The organism is Moorella glycerini (assembly GCF_009735625.1).
Taxonomy (GTDB): domain Bacteria; phylum Bacillota; class DSM-521; order Neomoorellales; family Neomoorellaceae; genus Neomoorella; species Neomoorella glycerini.
In genome coordinates this window covers 1,424,323-1,441,619 of record NZ_CP046244.1, presented here as the reverse complement: position 1 = coordinate 1,441,619, position 17,297 = coordinate 1,424,323, and the positions used below count along the sequence as shown (strand labels likewise).

The following is a 17,297-nucleotide window of genomic DNA, read 5'->3' as shown; positions in this document are numbered from 1 at the left end:
CTGCACAATAAAGGGCACCTGTAGGGTGCCCGGATGGATTGACTTATATAATTTTAAAAAAATAAAGTCCTAAAAACCGCGTGCCCCCCGGCCGCCACGCTTGGCCTCTGTGTGCCGTTTGAGATCCTGTAAACGCTCGTCGCTTTCCTTCAGGAAACGGGCCAATTTGTCCTCAAAGGAAGATGCCGCAGCAGCCCGGTTGTGGCGGTGGCTGCGCCGGTTTTCGTCATAATTGGGATCAGCCCGCTTTATGGAAAGGCCGATTTTGCCCTTTTCGTCAATATTGATAACCTTAACCTTTACCCGGTCCTTTTCCTTAATAAAATCCTTGACATCTTTTACGTAGGTGTCGGCTACCTCGGAAATATGGACTAGCCCCGTCAGGCCGCCGGGCAATTCTACAAAGGCACCGAACTTGGTGATCCCGCTGACCACTCCTTCCACTACGGTGCCTACGGCAATGGACATACGAATGCTATTCCTCCTGTTTTCGTTTAAAGCTACTCCCATTATATGCAAGAGTTAAGAAATTTGTCAATAACCTGGAGGAATTTTAATCACGAAATTCATGGCCCGGCTGAGGAGGAATATAGGGCCGTACCTGGCCCGGTACCGCCGGTATAATTACTGTTTCCCCAGGTTTTACCAGGCCCAGTTCTTCCCGGGCCATCCGCTCAATGTAACTATCGTTATTGAGCTCTTTAATCTGCTCCCGGAGGCGGTTACCTTCGGCCAGCAAAGCCGCCTTCTGCTCCTGGCAAGCCTTAATCTGGAGGTTGGTCTGGTACAGGGCCAGGCCTACATGGGCAAAGGAGTATAAAAGGTAGATTGCCAGGACACTAACTACTATACCCGGCCAGTTCCAGCGTCTTTTGGGAAATGGCACTACCTTACCCATCTTCTTCACCTGCAAATAGGCTTAAGGAGTCGCCGGGCAGGACAATTACCACCTGGTAACCCTTGGTCCGGGCCCGGTGGTAAAGGGTAGCCACGCTGCTGGCACTCAAGTTCAGGCGGCGTGCTACTTCTTCATTGCTGAGGCCCATCTCTTTCAGGGCCACCACCTGGCGTTCCCGGAAGCTCAGCTTTTCTGCGCCGCGAATTTCAATCTGCACGCCATCTTCCCCATGTTTGTCCACAATTTATGCACATATTGTGGACAACTATTGGACAAAATTTATAATTCGCCCTCCTAAAAAAAAATCCTCCTGGTGGGAGAAAAATAATTAACCTTTCACCCCGCCGGGAGGACCGCCGGGGTGGTGGCGCCGCAGGAAAAGTCTTAAGGCTGCCAAAGGGAACGTTAAACAACTAAAAACCAGGCGCCCTGGAATAATGACAACCAGAACTGTCTGCCTTAAAAAGCGGCGGCCAATGGCCGTCATCCTGGCCAGTAAACGCCCGCCGGTGTATAACCGGCGGCGCGTGCCCCGGCTTAAGAAACCGGCATACAGGATGGTCCCCAGACCCAGGGCCAGGAAAACATAGGCCCGTACCTCACCCCAGTTAATGAACATCAGCAAAGTAAAGGTTAAAGCAGTAAAGGTTAACCAGAACAGGGCATCACCCATATGGGTGCTTAAATGTCCCGGCCGCCAGAAATAGCGGCCGACGCGGTAGCAATCAAAGGCGAAAGCCAGCAAAAGCCCTGCCCCGCACAGGGCCAGAAATATCTGCCACTGCTCCAGTACAGGGATCATTTAAGCAAGCGCTGGAGCAAGCCCTTACCCCTGGCGCCCTTTCCCTCGCTGTAGCTAAGATTATTTACCGTACCACTGGCCTCGAGATTGCCTGCCTCTAAGCTCAAATTACTGATATTAAAATCTTTTCCCTTTAGAGTCAGGAGACCCATAGTCGTTTCCAGCAGTATTTCTTCTTCATCGTAATTAAGGACCTGGAGGACACCGTTGATAACGAGTTTTTGCCGGTTGATAATGGTGAGCTGGTGCTGCCCGTCAGCCATCACGCCATCCCCCCTGAATAGAAGTAAGAGGTGAGAGGTGGAAAGTGAGATCATGGGAGTAGCAGCATTGTAATATATTTGTATGAATGAGGGTACTAAAAAAGAAATAAAAAAGGCCGGTAATCCGGCACTTACCCCTAAGGACCTGGGCCCTATTTACCAGGCCTTGACCAGCTCCACATCTTTAAAAAAGTATTTAATAATCTCCTGGGGTGATTTGCCCTGTTCAGCCAGGACTTTGGCTCCCCATTGACTCATACCCACGCCGTGGCCGTAGCCCTCGCCCTTAAAGGTTACCCGGCCGTTGCCGGTGGTTATACCTGTGAGCAGGGTTGAACGCAGGCGGTCATTGCCCAGGGCGAGGCGCAGGGCCGGGGCATCGACAGTAAGGTTGCCAACCTTTAACTGGGTAGCCCGGCCTGAAGGGCCTTTGGCGGCAATACTTACCGCCGTAATAGGTCCCGGGTCCTGGCCGGTAACTCTTCTTACTGCCGCCGCCACCTCAGCAGTACTGAAGGTAGCCGTCCAGCTTTTATTCTCCGGCGTGGTGATGGCCATCCCCGGGTCGGGAACACTCTGGATGTAAGGTGCCGGTTCCTGCCGGAAATTTAATCCCTCCACTGCTGAAGCAGCCGTCCGTGAGCCGCCGGAAGCATGAAACCAGGCATTGATGTAGTTCCCTTTGTACCTGATAACCTGGCCGCGGGTTATTTCTACCGCCCGGCGGACATTATCGTTGACCCTGGCAGGGTTATAGGCCTGGAACTCTTCCACGCTGGTGGAGGCATCGGTACCGTGGGCCTTGACCCCGCCTTCCTGGATCTTTTTCATGGTAAAGGTCCGGGCGAGTATGGCCTGGGCCGCCAGGGCATTAAGGGGCCAGCCGGGCTCCATTTCCGCTGCTACTACGGCGGGCAGGTATTCTTCTATTTTTAGCCTTTTAACCTCGCCGGTCTGGTTAACATAGAGGGAGAGGGTGGGTTCCTGGGCTGCGGGTCGCCTGGCCGGGGCCCGGCAACCTGCTAAAACCTGGCTTAAGAACAACAGACCTACCATAGTTGCTATCACTTTACGCTTTAACGCCATGCTTGTCCCTGCCTTTAAGGTTTTACCCGGTACCTTACAGTGCTGGGTTTTACCTTAGTATAAGCAGGAAGCAGGCATGGCTATGCATCCAGGTGGTACAGTTGCCGGGGGCCAGTTAGGGCTCACCGGGCCCGGTTTTGCCTTCAGCCAGAACCCGGTAAGTTTCTTTAGCCCGGTCGGCAGCTATACTTTCCGGTGTGGCCAGGATCTCTACCGTCTGCCAGCGGTTGCCCAGCTTTAAGGTTAAAATGTCACCGGGTTTTACTTCTGTACCGGCCTTGGCTGGCCGGCGGTTGACCTCTACCCCGCCACCATCACACACTTCCTTGGCCAGGGTCCGCCTCTTAATTAACCGGGAGACCTTTAAAAACTTATCCAGGCGCATAATGTACCTCCAAACAGAAAATCAGGCGTATTGCCTGATTTTCCCTTTTACCTGCTTATTTGGCTACAGCTTCCCTCAGAGCCTTGCCGGCTTTGAAAACCGGTACTCGCGTGGCTGCGATTTCGATTTCCTCACCGGTCCGGGGGTTACGCCCTACCCGGGCGGCCCTTTCCTTGATCTCAAAGGTACCAAAGCCTACAAGCTGCACCTTATCGCCCTGGGCCAGGGCTTCTTCGATACTGGCCAGCACGGCGCTGACTACCTTTTCGGCTTCTTTTTTGGTCAGGTCGGTTTTTTCAGCCACGCTGGCCACTAAATCCATTTTGTTCACTTGTGATCCCTCCTGCCTATCAGTTGCCCTTGTTCACTTTTATTCGCTATAATCCAACAATCTCCTGCATTGCCTCTTATTTTCCTGGAATTTTTTTCGCTTCCTCCCACAGGGCATCCATCTCCGCCAGGGAAAGTCTTTTTAGATCCAGCCCCCTTTGCCGGGCCTTTTGCTCCAAGTACCGGAAACGTTGCATAAATTTATCGACAGAGGCCTGCAAAGCAGCTTCTGGCTCCACCCCGAGCCAGCGGGCCAGGTTCACTAAGGCAAAAAGGACATCTCCCACTTCAGCGGCCTGTTCCCGGCGCTCTTCCCCGGCCACAGCTTCTTTTAATTCCGCCAGCTCTTCCTCTACTTTGGCCCAAACGCCGGTTACGTCACTCCAGTCAAAACCCACCCGGGCTGCCTGCTCCTGGACCTTCAGGGCCTTCATGAGGGCGGGCAGACCCCGGGGCACACTTAATAGCGAAGGTTCCCCCTCTCCATTACTTTTCTTTTCGGCTACCTTAATTTGATCCCAGCGGGCCAGCACCTCCCCGGCTGTATTTAAACTAGCATTACCGAAAACATGGGGGTGACGGCGGCGCATCTTGGCACAGATAGCTTCCAGGCAGTCGGCCAGGGTAAAGTAGCCGTTTTCCTCGGCCAGCCGGGCATGGAAGACCACCTGTAGCAGTAAGTCTCCCAACTCCTCACACAGTTTATGCATATCACCGGTATCAATGGCTTCCAGGACTTCATAGGATTCTTCAATAAGGTAACGTTTAAGAGACTGGTGTGTCTGTTCCCGGTCCCAGGGACAACCTCCCTCGCCGCGTAGCCTGGCCATAATAGCTTTGAGTCCCGCCAGGGTCCGGTCCCGGCCCGCCGGGTAAGGGGGCAGGTAAATACTGGTGAGGTGATCGATCCAGGGCAGGCGGTCGATGGCATAAAGAGGTACTGTTGCCACCCGTTCTTCCCCGGCCAGGCCGGCGCCCCGGACCACCGTTACCGGATATTCATCCGGGTAAAGGCCCATGAGAGTCAACTTGGTGTCGGACGCTATCCTCTGGTTGTAAACCTGGGTGAGTATCAGTCCCAGCCCGGGATCCAGCCCATCTAACGTAAAAGTCAGGGCATCGGTAACAGTTAAGCCCCGGGTGGGGTCAAGGTGCAGGGTGGCATACAGGGCGTCCAGGCAGCTCATGGCCGGTATTACCCGCGTGTCCACCCCGGCTGCGGGAGCAGCTTCCAGGAGCAGGGTTACACTCCTTTCGGCTACCAGAGGATGACCTGGTACGACGTAGGCCAGCTCTTTATCCCTGGCCTCCCCGAGTAAGGTAGTAACAATCCGCCCGTAGAGCTCCTCAAAATCTCCTGCCTGCTCATAATAACTATCAAAGCTCTCCCACTGCAATCCTCGCTCTTTTAAAGCTGCTACAGCCGGGTGCCGGGCCGTCCGCAGGTAGATCTTGTCCACTCCTGACAGGGCCGCCAGGACCGCCGGCGGCACCTGGGCCGGGTCACCGGGCCCCATGCCGGCGATAATAACCTTGCCTGCCATCTACCTCGCCTCACAGGTAAAGAGTACCGTTTTATTGTACCACAACACCCGGCCAAAAAGAAAGCGGCGCCGGGGCGCCGTTCTTATTGTTCCATTTGTTTGGCCAGGAAGCCTGCCGCCGTCTCGGCCAGCTTCAGCTCCATATCCCCCATTTTCACCCCTGGCTCCCGGGAGCAGATAATTACCGCTCCGATGGGATCACCCTCGGCAATTATGGGGGCAATAACTTCAGCCGTAAATTTATAGGCCTCGCCTTCACCGTCAATGGGGAACAGGTCTTCCGTTGGAGAGTTAATCAGCACAGGTTTACGGTCTTCCATGACCTTTTCTACTGCTGGCCCAATGGGTTTATCCAGGAATTCCTTTTTGGGGGCACCGGCCACCGCAATAATGTTGTCCCGGTCAGCAATACAGGCTATATGCCCGATGGCTTCATGGAGCGAATCTGCATATTCCTTGGCAAAATCTCCCAGCTCACCAATGGGCGAGTATTTTTTTAAAATTACCTCGCCTTCCCGGTCGACGAAGATTTCCAGTGGATCACCTTCGCGAATCCGCAGGGTGCGCCTGATTTCCTTGGGTATTACCACGCGTCCTAGATCGTCAATGCGCCGTACAATGCCTGTCGCTTTCACTGCTGTCTATCCCCCCTTTACCCCTTTTCCGGGTAACCCTTTCAAAGATTAGCTTTCACTGTTAGTATATAATCCATCCGGACGGTTTATTCATTTTTTCCCTGCCTTTTCTATAACTGGTACCATGGATAAAATCCGGCTCCCGGGCAAAAACTAAGTTTTTAATTACCCTGAAAATTGTGGACCAGTTACCATTTTCGCCCTCTGCCACCAGCGGGTCGGTAATGTTGACTTTTCAGTACGCCGGCTGATATTTTCTAAAAAAATAGCAGGAAATAAACCTGTCAGGGGGAAATTAATAAAACCGGGGGTAATAAACATGGTTGCCGGCAGAGGTTATCAGCTTAATACCACATTACAAAAAATAGCCAACCTGAAAAAGTCCGGAGATCTCCAGGCAGCCCTGGCAGAAGTCCAGGCCGCCCTGGAGCGCTGGCCCGACGAACCGGCCCTGCTGGCCAGCCTGGCCAGCCTCTACCTGCGCCTGGGCCAGAAGCAGGAGGCCGGTTACCTGGCCGATAGGATCTTGCAACTCCGGCCCCGGGACCCCCGCGCCCTGGCCATCAAAGGGCAGGTAGCCACCCACCAGAAAGATTACTCCACCGCCCTGGCCTGCTGGCAGGCCGCTTTCGACCTGGAACCATCCCCCTATCTTGCCACCCGCTTGGCCCAGGCTTATATCTATACCGGTCAACTGGAAAAAGCTGTAGCTTTCTGCCGCCAGCAGCTAGCCCTTGACCCTGAGCAGCTGGAACTCTGGAAAAAACTTGGCCTGGCCCTGGAAAAAATGGGCGATACGGCCGCTGCTGCTCAGGCTTACAGGGAAGTAACTGCCCGTAACCCCAATGATACCTTTGCTCAGGCACGTTACGTCAAGTTATCGGCTCCCGGCCAGGACGGCAATAGTGTCCTCAGCGAAGTTAATGCTTTCCTCCGGGTGGGGCGGCGGGCCCAGAATCCTCACCTGCACGGGGTTAAGGGCAATGAACTCTACCAGCAGGGTCGTTATGCCGAAGCCGCCGTCGCTTACCAACAGGCCCTGGAACTGGCCCCCGGCGATCCCTTTTTCCTGGCCCAGCTGGGCTTCTGCCTCTACCGCCTGCGCCAGGACGAGGAAGCCCTGAACCTCCTCCAGCAGGCCCTGGCTAAACGACCAGCCGATGTCCATGTGCGCCAGACCCTGATGAACCTCTACCGCCGGCTGGGCCGCCAGGAAGAAGGGGCCAGCTTTTTCAGGGCGGTAGCCAGTGCCCACTCGGAAGCCCGCCAGCTCTGGGGTCTGGCGAAAAAACTGGAGCGGGAGGGGAAAAAAGATTAGCTGGGGGACAATCTTATCATTCAGGTAGCAGGTTTTAACCGAACTTTTTTCAGGGAGGGATGTGGTTTGCCTAGCGAAGGTCGCCTGCCTGTTATCAGCCAGCTTGTCCAGGTTCCTTTAGTACGCACCGTAATCCAGATGAAGGATACCCGCGACCCGGGGCTGCGGCAGCAGCTTATCGAGAGCTTTGTCCTCACCGGCGAGGCCGAACTGGCCCTGGGCGCCGTTTTAAGTGCCATCGCCCGCGGCGAGGGTCAGGGTTTTTTCATCCAGGGACATTACGGTGCGGGTAAATCCCATCTCCTGGCCATCCTGGAGCTGATCCTTACACAGGAAGAAACCCGCCGCGCCCTGGCCGGTAAAGCTGGGGTCGCCGGCGCCTGGCACGAGAACATCGCCTCCCTGGTGGCGGGGATAGGGCAAAAACGCTACCTGGTGGCTGCCATTTCCCTGGTGGAGCACAGTCACCACGAAGAACTGGAAGACATTGTCCTGGCCGCCCTGGACGATGTCCTGCAAACCGGTGTGGGGAAGGGTCTGGGTCGCAAAACGCGGGAAGACTATGTAAACCAAATCCGGGAGCTGCTGACCGGGCGCTACCCCGAGGCACTGGAAGCCTATCTGTCCGGGGAAAAAATCGACCGGAAGGAACTCTTTCAGCCAGCCAACCTGGCTCTGTTAACCTCCCTGCTGCGCCGCCTGGACCTTCCCTACCGTTTGGGCTACCGGCGCCAGGAAGCCTTTGCCGAACTGGAGTCTCTGGTTACGGCCCATCACCTGGCCGGCGTGGTTATCCTTATCGATGAGCTGTCAGAGTTCCTGCGCTCCAAGCCCGACAGCCGCAGCTTCAACGAAGATATCCGCTTCCTCCAGTTCCTGGGCGAAATATCCGGCCGCCTGCCCCTGTGGGTGGTGGCGACCCTCCAGGAGCAGATCGAGGCCACCGGTGCCATACCACCGGAAGCCTTCAATAAAATCAAAGATCGCTACCCCGTCCGCCTGCAGCTAACGGGAGAACATATCCGGGAAATTATCAGCCGCCGGCTCATCAAGCAGAAACCGGAAGCACAGGATCACTTGCACCGGCTTTACGCCGATCTAACAGCTGCCTTCGGCCAGTTGCCCTTTAGCCAGGAGGAGTTTTGCCGGCTGTACCCCGTCCACCCCCTGACCGTTACTTTCCTGGAAAGCTTGCGCCCCCTCTTTTCCCGGCATCGCGGTGTAGTGGACTTTATCCACGCGCGCCTGGCCGGTGACCCTGGCCGGCAGATTCCCGCCCTGCTGGAGGCCCCGGCCGATACCCTGCTGGCCCCGGACCTGATCTTCGACCATTTCCGCGACCGCATCCAGGCCCTGCCGGAGACAAACCCCTACGTCCGCCAGGTCTTTCCCTACTTCCAGCAGGAAATAGCCCGGCTGCTGCCGGAGGGCCGGGAACAGCAAATAGGCTTAAGGCTGGTGAAGCTCCTCATCCTGGCCGCCCTGGGGGCTACGGCCAGGCCACTGACGGTGCGCCAGCTTGCCCACCTACTATTGCAGCCCATCACCCGGCTGGAATCGGCTTTAAACTACGAGTATGTCGGCGATCTCTTAAAACGCCTGTATCAGGACGGCGCCTATCTTGGCTACCAGCAAGGCACCACTCCCCTGGAGGACGCTTTCTACATCGACCTCCAGGCCGACGTCCAGCTCCTGGTCCGCCGCCGCCTGGATTATATCAAAAAGAGCCTTTTCCCCGGGGACGGGCGCGTTTTCACCGGCCTCTGCCGGTGGCTGACCGACAATCGCCTGCCCCTGGCCAATCTCGTCACCACCCCCCGCACCCCGGTTGACATCTTCTGGCAGCAGACGCGGCGGGAGGGCTTGCTGATTTTTACCGACCTAGCCGATTTAAGTCCCGCCGTCCTGGAGGAACTGGCCCGCCAGGCCCTGACCACGGCCACCGATTTTATCCTGGTCCTGGGCCAGGCCGAAGCCGGCAATAAACAACTGTCGCACCTCCAGGAAACCCTCCTGCCGGCTCTCGCCGGACCGGCGAGCAGGGCTTTCCTCTTCTGGCTGCCGGCCGCTGTCACCGACGACTGGGAATTCTTGACCAGCGCCCTGGCCTGCCAGGTCTTAATGGCCGAGTACGAATCCGACTCCTCCCCGACAGGAGAAAGGGTACGTTCCTACCTGGCGGCGGGAATGGCAGAGCTGAAAAGCAGGGTGCAGGATGTTTTCCGCCGCGCTTACGCCGGCGGTCGTTTAATAACCGGTGACGGCGAAGAACTACCCTGGCCCACCAATCCGGCCTACGAAACCTTTAAATCCCTGCTGGAAAAACTAGCCGCCGCCATCCTCTCCCGGCGCTACCCCGAACATGCTAAAGTTGCTCCCCGGGGCGGGGTGCTGCTAGCGCCGCTGTTGCAGCGGGTTATAGGCGAATTCCTGGTACCGGGGGAGGTAAAAGGTAGGGTTGATGCCGGCCTGAAAATGGCCCTGGATAATTTCCTCCAGCCCCTGGGCCTGGCGAAAAAGGCGAAGGATGGTTATGTTCTCCAGGTGGCTTCCTCCCGCAACCCGCTGGTGGCCGCCTGCCTGGAGAGCCTCAAAGGCGGACCGGTCGGCCTCGCGGAGCTGGGCCTGCGGCTACGCAAAGGCCCCTTCGGGCTGAGCGAAATCGCCTTCCAACTCCTTATCCTGGCCCTGCTCCACAGCGGCCTGGTGGCCGCTTATAGCCACGGCCGCCGCTTAAATTTAAAGCAAATAGGCCCATATAATTTTTACAAAATCGAAGAACTGGGCCTGGTAGAAGTCCTGCCGGAGGCCTTCCAGGCCGTCCTGGCCGGGGTCAAATTACTGCCGGTTTCCCTGCGTCAGGGCCCTTTAACCCATGGCCGGCAGCAAGAGCTCTGGGACTACCTGGTACAGTTCCAGAAAGACATGAGCACCCGGCTAAATAGCCTGGGCCAGCTCCTGGAGACAGTGGCCAGCTACCCGGCCCTGGCGGCCCTGCCCCTGGCTGCCGCCCGGGCTGACCTCAACCGGGTGGCCTCCCTGGTGGCGGAAATAAAGGTTTCCTATAGTCCCCGGGAGGGCCTGGAACGTTTCCTGGCCGCCTACCAGGCCGACCCCCTGTGGGAAGTAGCCCTGGAGCGCACCCGGAAGCTGCAGCATTTCCTGGAACAGGACTTAAACCATTTCCTCTTCATTCACGGTTACCTGACATCTACCCAGCTGGTCCTGCCCGATACACCCGCTTATCAGGACTTGCGCCGGCAAAAGGCCAGGTTGATAGAATTACTCAATAGCCCTGACGTCTTCTATCAGGAAGAAGTCTACCAGCAACTGGCTGCCGCCTTTACCCTTTTCCAGCGGGCCTATACTGATGCCTATCTGGCCGAGCACCGACGGCTGCGGTCACTGGAGCGCTTCCAGCCCTACCAGGCCCTGCGGGAAGGGGAAGCCTACCGGTTTTTAACCTTGCTAAGCCAGCTAAAGCAGGTAGCTGCCCCGGACGCTCTAAGCCTGGTCAACCAGCTCCTGGCCGCAGCCCTGGCCCGGCAGTGCCCGGTTAACCCGGAAGGGCAACTGGCCCTCCAGCCGGCCTGCTCCTGCGGCCTGGCCCTGGGGGAAAAGGACGAGTTGCCGCCCCCGGCCGCCATTCAAGCCGCTGCTCTGGAGGGCATCCGGGCTTACCTCCTGGCCCTGCAGGAACCCCTCTACCAGGAGAAGATCCGGGGCTTTCTGGCTGGTCTGGAAAGTGTTGGTAAGGGACAGGAAGCAGCCTGCTTGCGCCGGCTCCTGGCCGTAGACCCCCAGGACCCGGAACTCCTCGCCAAACTAAAGCCGGTCGTCAACCGCAATACCGTTGGTCTCATCAACCAGGCCCTGGCCGGCCAGGTGCTGGTGGTCGAGCGCAACCTGGACGACCTCTACGACCTCCTGGCCAACCGGGTCCTAAAGCCGGAACAACTCCTGGACCTGGTGCGGCAGTGGCTGGCCGGCCGGGAGGGGGAGCAACCGGACCCTGGTACCCACATCCGGGTGATTGCCGCCAGTCGCCGGGAAATAGACGGAGTCCTGGTCGCCGAAACCGGTGTTCCTTATCAGTCCCGGGAGAACCTTTTGTACGACTGGTTCGCCGCCGGTTACCAGGAATTGCTGCCCCTGTGGCACCGGCAGGGCGAAGCCGGCCTGGCCCTGGCGGTAACGACGGCCTGGTGGTTGCCAGGCCACCACCTGGAGCCGGACCTCGTGGCCCGGCTGTGTTCCCTGCCGGGGTTAGCGCCACCGGCCACGACGAGCCTCCAGGAGCTGGCGCAGCAGGTCTTCGAACTCCGCGCCGGCCCGCCAGAGCTGGCCGGGGTCCTTTTAAATGCCGCCCGCCGGGCCCTGGCGGAGGAAGACCGGCTTGCTGCTTACTGGCAGGCCCTGGTACCGGGGGGAACCCCTTCCGGCCCCGAACTGCTGGCCATTATCGGGCGGGAAACCGTCTTCCCGGCCATCCTCCGCCGTGCTGCTGGCGCCTACCTGGAGTGGCTGGCCTGCCAGGACGGTAGCAAACTGGCCGCAGCCCTGCAATTGCTGGAGGGAATTACGCCGGGTGCCCCCCTTCAACCCTGGGAAGGGCCGGAACCGGCTGCTTACCTGGAAGCCTGCCGGTTGGCCACCCATTTGCTCCATTCCCTCGCAACCTTAGCGGCAGCTGCGCCGGAAAGCTTCGACGCCCCTGCCTGGGAAAAAATTTATACCACCCACCTGGGCGGTACGGAAAGCCTGTACTACCGTATACAGCATCAGCTGGCTACTTTAAACCTGATGGAAGCCTTTCCCCTCGCCCGCCTGGAAACCGAGCTCCACCAGATACTGGCCAGATACAGGCGGGCCTTCCAGGAATTTTATAACCAGGCCGGCAGTGTCCCTGGCATGGCGCTAGAACAACTGCCGGCAAAGCTGGAACGCTATAGACAGCGCTGGCGGCCCCGGGCCCTTTACTTCATCTGGCTCGACGGCCTGCGCCGGGACGCCAGTGAAGTCATGATAGCAGAGCTGGAACAGGCCGGCCTGATCCGGCAGGAAATAGCCCGGGGACTCCTCTGGGCCCACCTGCCAACCGTGACTGCCACCCAGCTGGACCGGCTCCAGAAAGCCGGGTACAATCTCCGCTTCCTGGACGCCTCCGGGCCGGACCAGGACCTGGCTGCCCTGGCCCGGGAAGGCAATCGCCTGGCCCCCGGGCAGGAAGAAGTAGTTTTACGGCTAAACCTGGTGGACGATAAAGTCCACGCCTCTTCGGACGACTACGCCACCTTCCTGGCTGAACTGGCCCTGGGTTTCCGGCGCCGGCTCATACCGCTGCTGCAAGCCCTACCGGAACAATCCCTCATCCTCCTGGCCGGCGATCACGGTTACACCATCAATCATAATTTCCGCCCTGGGGATAAACATAAAAAGCAACGCTACCAGCACGGCGAGTGCTCTCCCCAGGAGGTCCTGGTCCCCTGGCTGCTCCTGTGGAAGGTGGCCAACCGGCCCCCGGGGAGGTCATAGACGTTGCTAACGCCCCTCCGCCTTCAGGTAGTCACCCGGTGCTATACCTTCCTCCCCTGGCTGGCTACCGACATAGACCCGGGTGGGATAGGCCAGGCGGATGCCGTTGTCCTGGCAGGCCTGCCAGATTTTTTCCCGCAGAGCTTTTTCCACCGTCCAGAGGGAACCGGGTTTGGTCAGGGCGATAATGGTAAACTGCCCGCCCTTATCCGATTTATCAATATCCGTAACGCCGTAGATCTGGGGCGGTTCCACCGGGCCATCCGGCCCCTGAATCAATTCCTGGTAGTATTCCTTCTCCACTTCCCGGCAGGCCTGCTCTAAAACCGCCCGGATCTTACGGGGGTCTTCTTCAAAAGGAAAGGTGGCCGTGACAATGGCGCGCAGCTCTTCCCGGTTATAATTGCGCACCGTCTTGATCTCGCTGTTGGCAATATAGAATTTCTTGCCGCTCCATTCCCGGATGGTGGTCAGGCGCAGGCCCAGTTCCTCCACCTTACCGGTCACCTGGCCGTTTATCTCCACCAGGTCACCAACATGGAACTGGTCTTCGAAGATGATAAAGAAACCGGTGATGATGTCCTTCACCAGGCTCTGGGCACCAAAGCCCACCGCCAGGCCCAGCACCCCGGCGCCGGCAATAATGGGGGTAATATCGACAAACTGCTCCAGGGCCATCATGACGGCCACAGCATAAATAAGATAACGTAATGCCGAAGCCAACAGGGTTTCCAGGGTTTTATCTTTGTGGGGGTCCCTCCTGGCCACCCGGAAAAGTCGATGGATAAACCTGGAAACCAGGTTGAGAACTACCAGGGCGGCCAGTATAATTACTGACGCCCAGAACAGCTTTTCCAGCAACAAAAGCAAACGTGGCTGCAAGCCCTGCCATAACCAGGTGAGCTTAGTGGCCATAGAAGACCCCCCTTTTGTCTTCCACTTCGGCGACCAGGTATTTAATCCTGGCCAGGACATCTTCCAGCAAAGCCAGCAACCCCTGCTGGTCCAGGCCCGCCGTCCGCACCCTGATGGTCAAGCCGCCGGCAGAAGAAAAAGAGAGCTTGCGGGGAAAGTGCTGGGTCAACTGCAGCAGCTTTTCACCGCGCAGGACGTGATGCTGGCCAAAACGCAATTCTACTTCCCTGCCCTGCTGATGGACGCTGGTTACCCCAACTTCCTGGGCCAGGAGGCGCACCCTGGTCAGGCTTAAAAGATTTTGCGCCTCTACCGGAGGCCGGCCATAGCGATCTTCCATTTCGCTGGCAATAGCTTCGACTTCGTTTAAATCCCTGGCCGCCATCAGGCGGTGGTAGATTTCCATCTTCAAGGCAGCATCGGGGATATACTCGTTGCTCAGGAAAGTATCCACCGTTAATTCTACGGGGGCCGCCGGGGAGGCTGCCACCGGCCTCATTTCCGGCAGGGCTTCGCCCCGCTGGCGTTTCAATTTTTGCACGGCTTCCTCCAGGAGCTGGCAGTAGAGGTCAAAGCCTACGGCCAGCATGTGGCCATGCTGTTCGGGTCCCAGGAGGTTTCCCGCGCCCCGGATCTGCAGGTCCCTGAGGGCAATCTTATACCCGGAGCCGAAGGCCGTAAACTCCCGGATGGCAGCCAGGCGCTTTTCGGCCACTTCACCCAGGACTTTGTCCGGCCGGTAGGTGAAATAGGCATAGGCCAGGCGATTGGTCCGGCCAACCCGGCCGCGGAGCTGGTAAAGCTGGGCCAGGCCGAAACTATCGCTCTCGTCAACTATAAGGGTGTTGACGTTGGGGATATCGAGGCCGTTTTCCACAATGGTGGTGCTGACCAGTACGTCATAGCGGCCTTCGATGAAATCCAGCATGACCTTTTCGAGTTCCTTTTCATCCATCTGGCCATGGCCCACCCCCACCCGGGCTTCCGGTACCAGCTGCTGGACATGATAGGCGAAGCGGTCGATATCCGCCACCCGGTTGTGGACAAAGTAAACCTGGCCGCCACGGTCCAGTTCCCGGCGGATGGCCTCCCGCACCAGTTCCTGGCTGTACTCCACTACATAGGTCTGGATGGGAAAGCGGTCTTCCGGCGGCGTTTCAATCAGGCTCATGTTGCGGACGCCGGCCAGGGCCATGTGCAGGGTGCGGGGAATGGGGGTGGCCGTCATGGTCAGGACATCAACGCTGTAACGCAGTTTCTTTAACTTCTCTTTATGGGCCACGCCAAAGCGCTGTTCCTCATCAATGATGACCAGGCCCAAATCCTTGAAGGAGACATCACCAGACAACAGGCGGTGGGTGCCAACGACAATATCCACTTCGCCCCTTTGCAAGGCCTTAACAACCCGCTTTTGCTCCGCGGGAGAACAAAAACGACTCAGGACGGCTATCTTTACCGGGAAAGGAGCAAAGCGCGCCTTAAAGGTATTATAATGCTGCTGGGCGAGGATGGTTGTCGGCACCAGGACGGCCACCTGCTTACCGTCCATGACAGCTTTAAAGGCTGCCCGCATGGCCACCTCCGTCTTGCCATAACCGACATCGCCGCAGAGGAGGCGGTCCATGGGCCGTGGTTTTTCCATATCCGCCTTAACTTCAGCGATGGCCTTGAGCTGGTCCGGCGTCTCGGTGTAGGGAAAGGCTTCTTCAAACTCCCGCTGCCAGGGCGTATCGGGCGAAAAGGCATAGCCGGGGATGGCCTCCCGTTTGGCATAGATTTCCAACAATTCCTCGGCCATGGCCTGGACAGCTTCCTGGACCCGGCTCTTGACCTTATGCCATTCATTGCCTCCCAGGCGGTACAGGCGCGGTACATGACCTTCAGCCCCGACGTACTTTTGTACTAGGGAAACCTGGTCAATGGGCACATAGAGGCGGTCCTGGCCGGCGTACTGGATGAGGAGGTAGTCCTTTTTGACCCCTCCTACCTCCAGTTGCTTCAGGCCCAGGTAACGGCCAATACCGTGGTGGACATGGACGACGTAATCACCTTCCCGGAGATCGTTAAAAGAAATGATTTTACTGCCTTCCCTGGCCACCTTAAGCCGGCGCGGCCTTTTAACCCCGCCATAAACTTCCGTATCCCCCAGCACGGCCAGCCGCATCTCGGGCCAGGAAAAGCCCTGGCGCAGGCGTCCAGGTACAACGAGAACCTGCCCACCCTCGGGAACGGCAGCCACTTCATTCAGGGCCTGGCTGGCAATACCCTGGTCGGCCAGGGCCTGGCGTAAACTGGCCACCCGGTCCGGGTCGGCTACCATGAGGATGGTACGGTAGCCATCCCGCCGCCAGCGGCTGAGTTCGTCAACAAGCAAATTCATCCGGCCCTGGAAAGCCGGGATGGACTGGGCGCCGACGCCGATGGCCTGCCGGGGACTGGTTCCCGGCGCCCGCCGGGGTAAGAGGGAAAGGTAGAGGCGCTGGTAGCGACTGAAAAGCCGCTCCAGTTCGGCCGTTTCCTGGTAGGCCTGCCCCTGGGAGGGTAAAGCCAGGCCGCTGGTCAGCATTTCGGTAAAAACCCCTAAGCGTTGTTGTTCCCGCCGGCGCATTTCTTCCTGCAAACGCGCCGGGTCATCAAGGACCACCAGGGGTGGGCGCGGGAAGTAATCGAAAAGGGTAGCCAGGTGGGGGTAAAAGAGGGCCTGGAGCTGGTCAATACCTTCCGGCCAGTCTCCCACCTCCAGCCGGGCCATTAGATGCTGGACCCTTTCCTTTAACTCCCGGGCTGCCTGGGGCTGGCGGTTGCGCAAGGCAGCATAGGTCTGGGCAAATTCGGCCTGCAAAGCCTCCAGCCCGGGCTTGATGTCCCGGGGCGGGAGAACCTCCCGGGCCGGCCCCAGGGTTACGGCCCGCGTCTCCGCCACCGAACGCTGGGTGTCCGGGTCGAAGTAACGGAGAGAATCAATTTCATCGCCAAATAATTCTAAACGTACCGGTTCCGCAGCATCCAGGGGAAAAATGTCAATAATGCCCCCCCGGGCGGCCAGCTGGCCGGGGGCTTCCACTACTTCCTGCCGCCGGTAACCGAGGGCAATTAACCTCTCCAGGAGAGCCTCACGATCAATTGCCTGGCCAATTTCCAGGGTCAGGAGAGCCTGCTTTAAAATCTCCGGTGGCGGTAGTTTCTGGAGCAAAGCTTCTACCGGAACCACCAGGAGCCGCATCCGCCCGCTGACCATGTCCGTCAGGGCTTTAAGGCGCTGGCCCGCCAGTTCCGGGCTGTGGGCGTATGCTTCCACCGGCAGGAGTTCCGCCGCCGGTAAATAGCCGGTACCTGACTCCGGCCAGAAGCAATCGAGGTCGGTTAACAGGCGCCCGGCCTCATCGCTCCCGGCCGTAACCACCAGGATGGGGTGGTAATCGAGGAGCGTGGCTGCCAGCCACAGTCCCTTCAAACCTTCCGGTAGGCCATAGAGCTGTTGCTCCGCCAGGCCCTGGTTGAAGCCCTTTACTATGCTGTGAAATTGGGAACTATCTCTGACAATTTGCAATATACCATAATTATGCATTTATACTGCACTCCAACC

Annotated in this window: 15 protein-coding genes; 2 read left to right on the top strand and 13 right to left on the bottom strand. The window is 58.1% G+C overall.

Annotated features, from left to right (window positions below; genetic code table 11):
• Nucleotides 1-69 precede the first annotated feature (69 nt).
• From MGLY_RS07200 to MGLY_RS17990, 11 genes are all read right to left on the bottom strand, one after another.
• Nucleotides 70-468, bottom strand: a complete 399-nt coding sequence (locus MGLY_RS07200) for a S1 RNA-binding domain-containing protein (protein ID WP_054935780.1) — start codon at nt 466-468, stop codon at nt 70-72.
• A gap of 85 nt (nt 469-553) precedes the next feature.
• On the bottom strand, nt 554-898 hold the full coding sequence (locus MGLY_RS07195) for an FtsB family cell division protein (RefSeq protein WP_054935779.1): 345 nt from the start codon (nt 896-898) through the stop codon (nt 554-556).
• Nucleotides 891-1,115: an RNA polymerase sigma factor gene (locus MGLY_RS07190; RefSeq protein WP_156272699.1), complete on the bottom strand. Its 225-nt coding sequence runs from the start codon at nt 1,113-1,115 to the stop codon at nt 891-893. The genes MGLY_RS07195 and MGLY_RS07190 overlap by 8 nt, the downstream gene beginning before the upstream one ends.
• Nucleotides 1,116-1,226: 111 nt before the next feature.
• Nucleotides 1,227-1,700, bottom strand: coding sequence for a spore cortex biosynthesis protein YabQ (yabQ, locus tag MGLY_RS07185; protein WP_156272698.1), 474 nt, complete (start codon nt 1,698-1,700; stop codon nt 1,227-1,229).
• Nucleotides 1,697-1,963: a sporulation protein YabP gene (gene yabP / locus MGLY_RS07180; RefSeq protein WP_156272697.1), complete on the bottom strand. Its 267-nt coding sequence runs from the start codon at nt 1,961-1,963 to the stop codon at nt 1,697-1,699. The genes yabQ and yabP overlap by 4 nt, the downstream gene beginning before the upstream one ends.
• A gap of 156 nt (nt 1,964-2,119) precedes the next feature.
• Nucleotides 2,120-3,049 (bottom strand): SpoIID/LytB domain-containing protein, encoded by a 930-nt coding sequence (locus tag MGLY_RS07175; RefSeq protein ID WP_156272696.1) that lies wholly within the window; start codon nt 3,047-3,049, stop codon nt 2,120-2,122.
• 115 nt (nt 3,050-3,164) lie between these two features.
• A complete protein-coding gene (locus tag MGLY_RS07170; protein ID WP_156272695.1) occupies nt 3,165-3,434 on the bottom strand; it encodes an RNA-binding S4 domain-containing protein in 270 nt (89 codons plus the stop codon).
• Between the two features lie 55 nt (nt 3,435-3,489).
• Entirely contained in the window at nt 3,490-3,765 is a 276-nt protein-coding gene (locus tag MGLY_RS07165) for an HU family DNA-binding protein (RefSeq protein ID WP_156272694.1), read from the bottom strand.
• 76 nt (nt 3,766-3,841) lie between these two features.
• Nucleotides 3,842-5,308, bottom strand: coding sequence for a bifunctional methyltransferase/pyrophosphohydrolase YabN (yabN, locus tag MGLY_RS18185; RefSeq protein WP_156272693.1), 1,467 nt, complete (start codon nt 5,306-5,308; stop codon nt 3,842-3,844).
• A gap of 83 nt (nt 5,309-5,391) precedes the next feature.
• Nucleotides 5,392-5,943 (bottom strand): stage V sporulation protein T, encoded by a 552-nt coding sequence (spoVT, locus tag MGLY_RS07155; protein ID WP_054937440.1) that lies wholly within the window; start codon nt 5,941-5,943, stop codon nt 5,392-5,394.
• 165 nt (nt 5,944-6,108) lie between these two features.
• Complete coding sequence (locus MGLY_RS17990) at nt 6,109-6,264, bottom strand: hypothetical protein (protein ID WP_211662104.1); 156 nt, start codon at nt 6,262-6,264, stop codon at nt 6,109-6,111.
• Between MGLY_RS17990 and MGLY_RS07150 the strand changes: the two genes are divergently transcribed.
• Both MGLY_RS07150 and MGLY_RS07145 read left to right on the top strand, forming a co-directional pair.
• Nucleotides 6,263-7,261, top strand: coding sequence for a tetratricopeptide repeat protein (locus tag MGLY_RS07150; RefSeq protein ID WP_156272692.1), 999 nt, complete (start codon nt 6,263-6,265; stop codon nt 7,259-7,261). The genes MGLY_RS17990 and MGLY_RS07150 overlap by 2 nt on opposite strands.
• 66 nt (nt 7,262-7,327) lie before the next feature.
• Entirely contained in the window at nt 7,328-12,796 is a 5,469-nt protein-coding gene (locus tag MGLY_RS07145) for a DUF6079 family protein (protein ID WP_156272691.1), read from the top strand.
• Between the two features lie 6 nt (nt 12,797-12,802).
• On the opposite strand, the gene MGLY_RS07140 is transcribed toward MGLY_RS07145, so the two are convergent.
• A complete protein-coding gene (locus tag MGLY_RS07140) occupies nt 12,803-13,711 on the bottom strand; it encodes a mechanosensitive ion channel family protein (protein ID WP_156272690.1) in 909 nt (302 codons plus the stop codon).
• Nucleotides 13,701-17,279, bottom strand: coding sequence for a transcription-repair coupling factor (mfd, locus tag MGLY_RS07135; protein ID WP_156272689.1), 3,579 nt, complete (start codon nt 17,277-17,279; stop codon nt 13,701-13,703). The genes MGLY_RS07140 and mfd overlap by 11 nt, the downstream gene beginning before the upstream one ends.
• Nucleotides 17,280-17,297 lie beyond the last annotated feature (18 nt).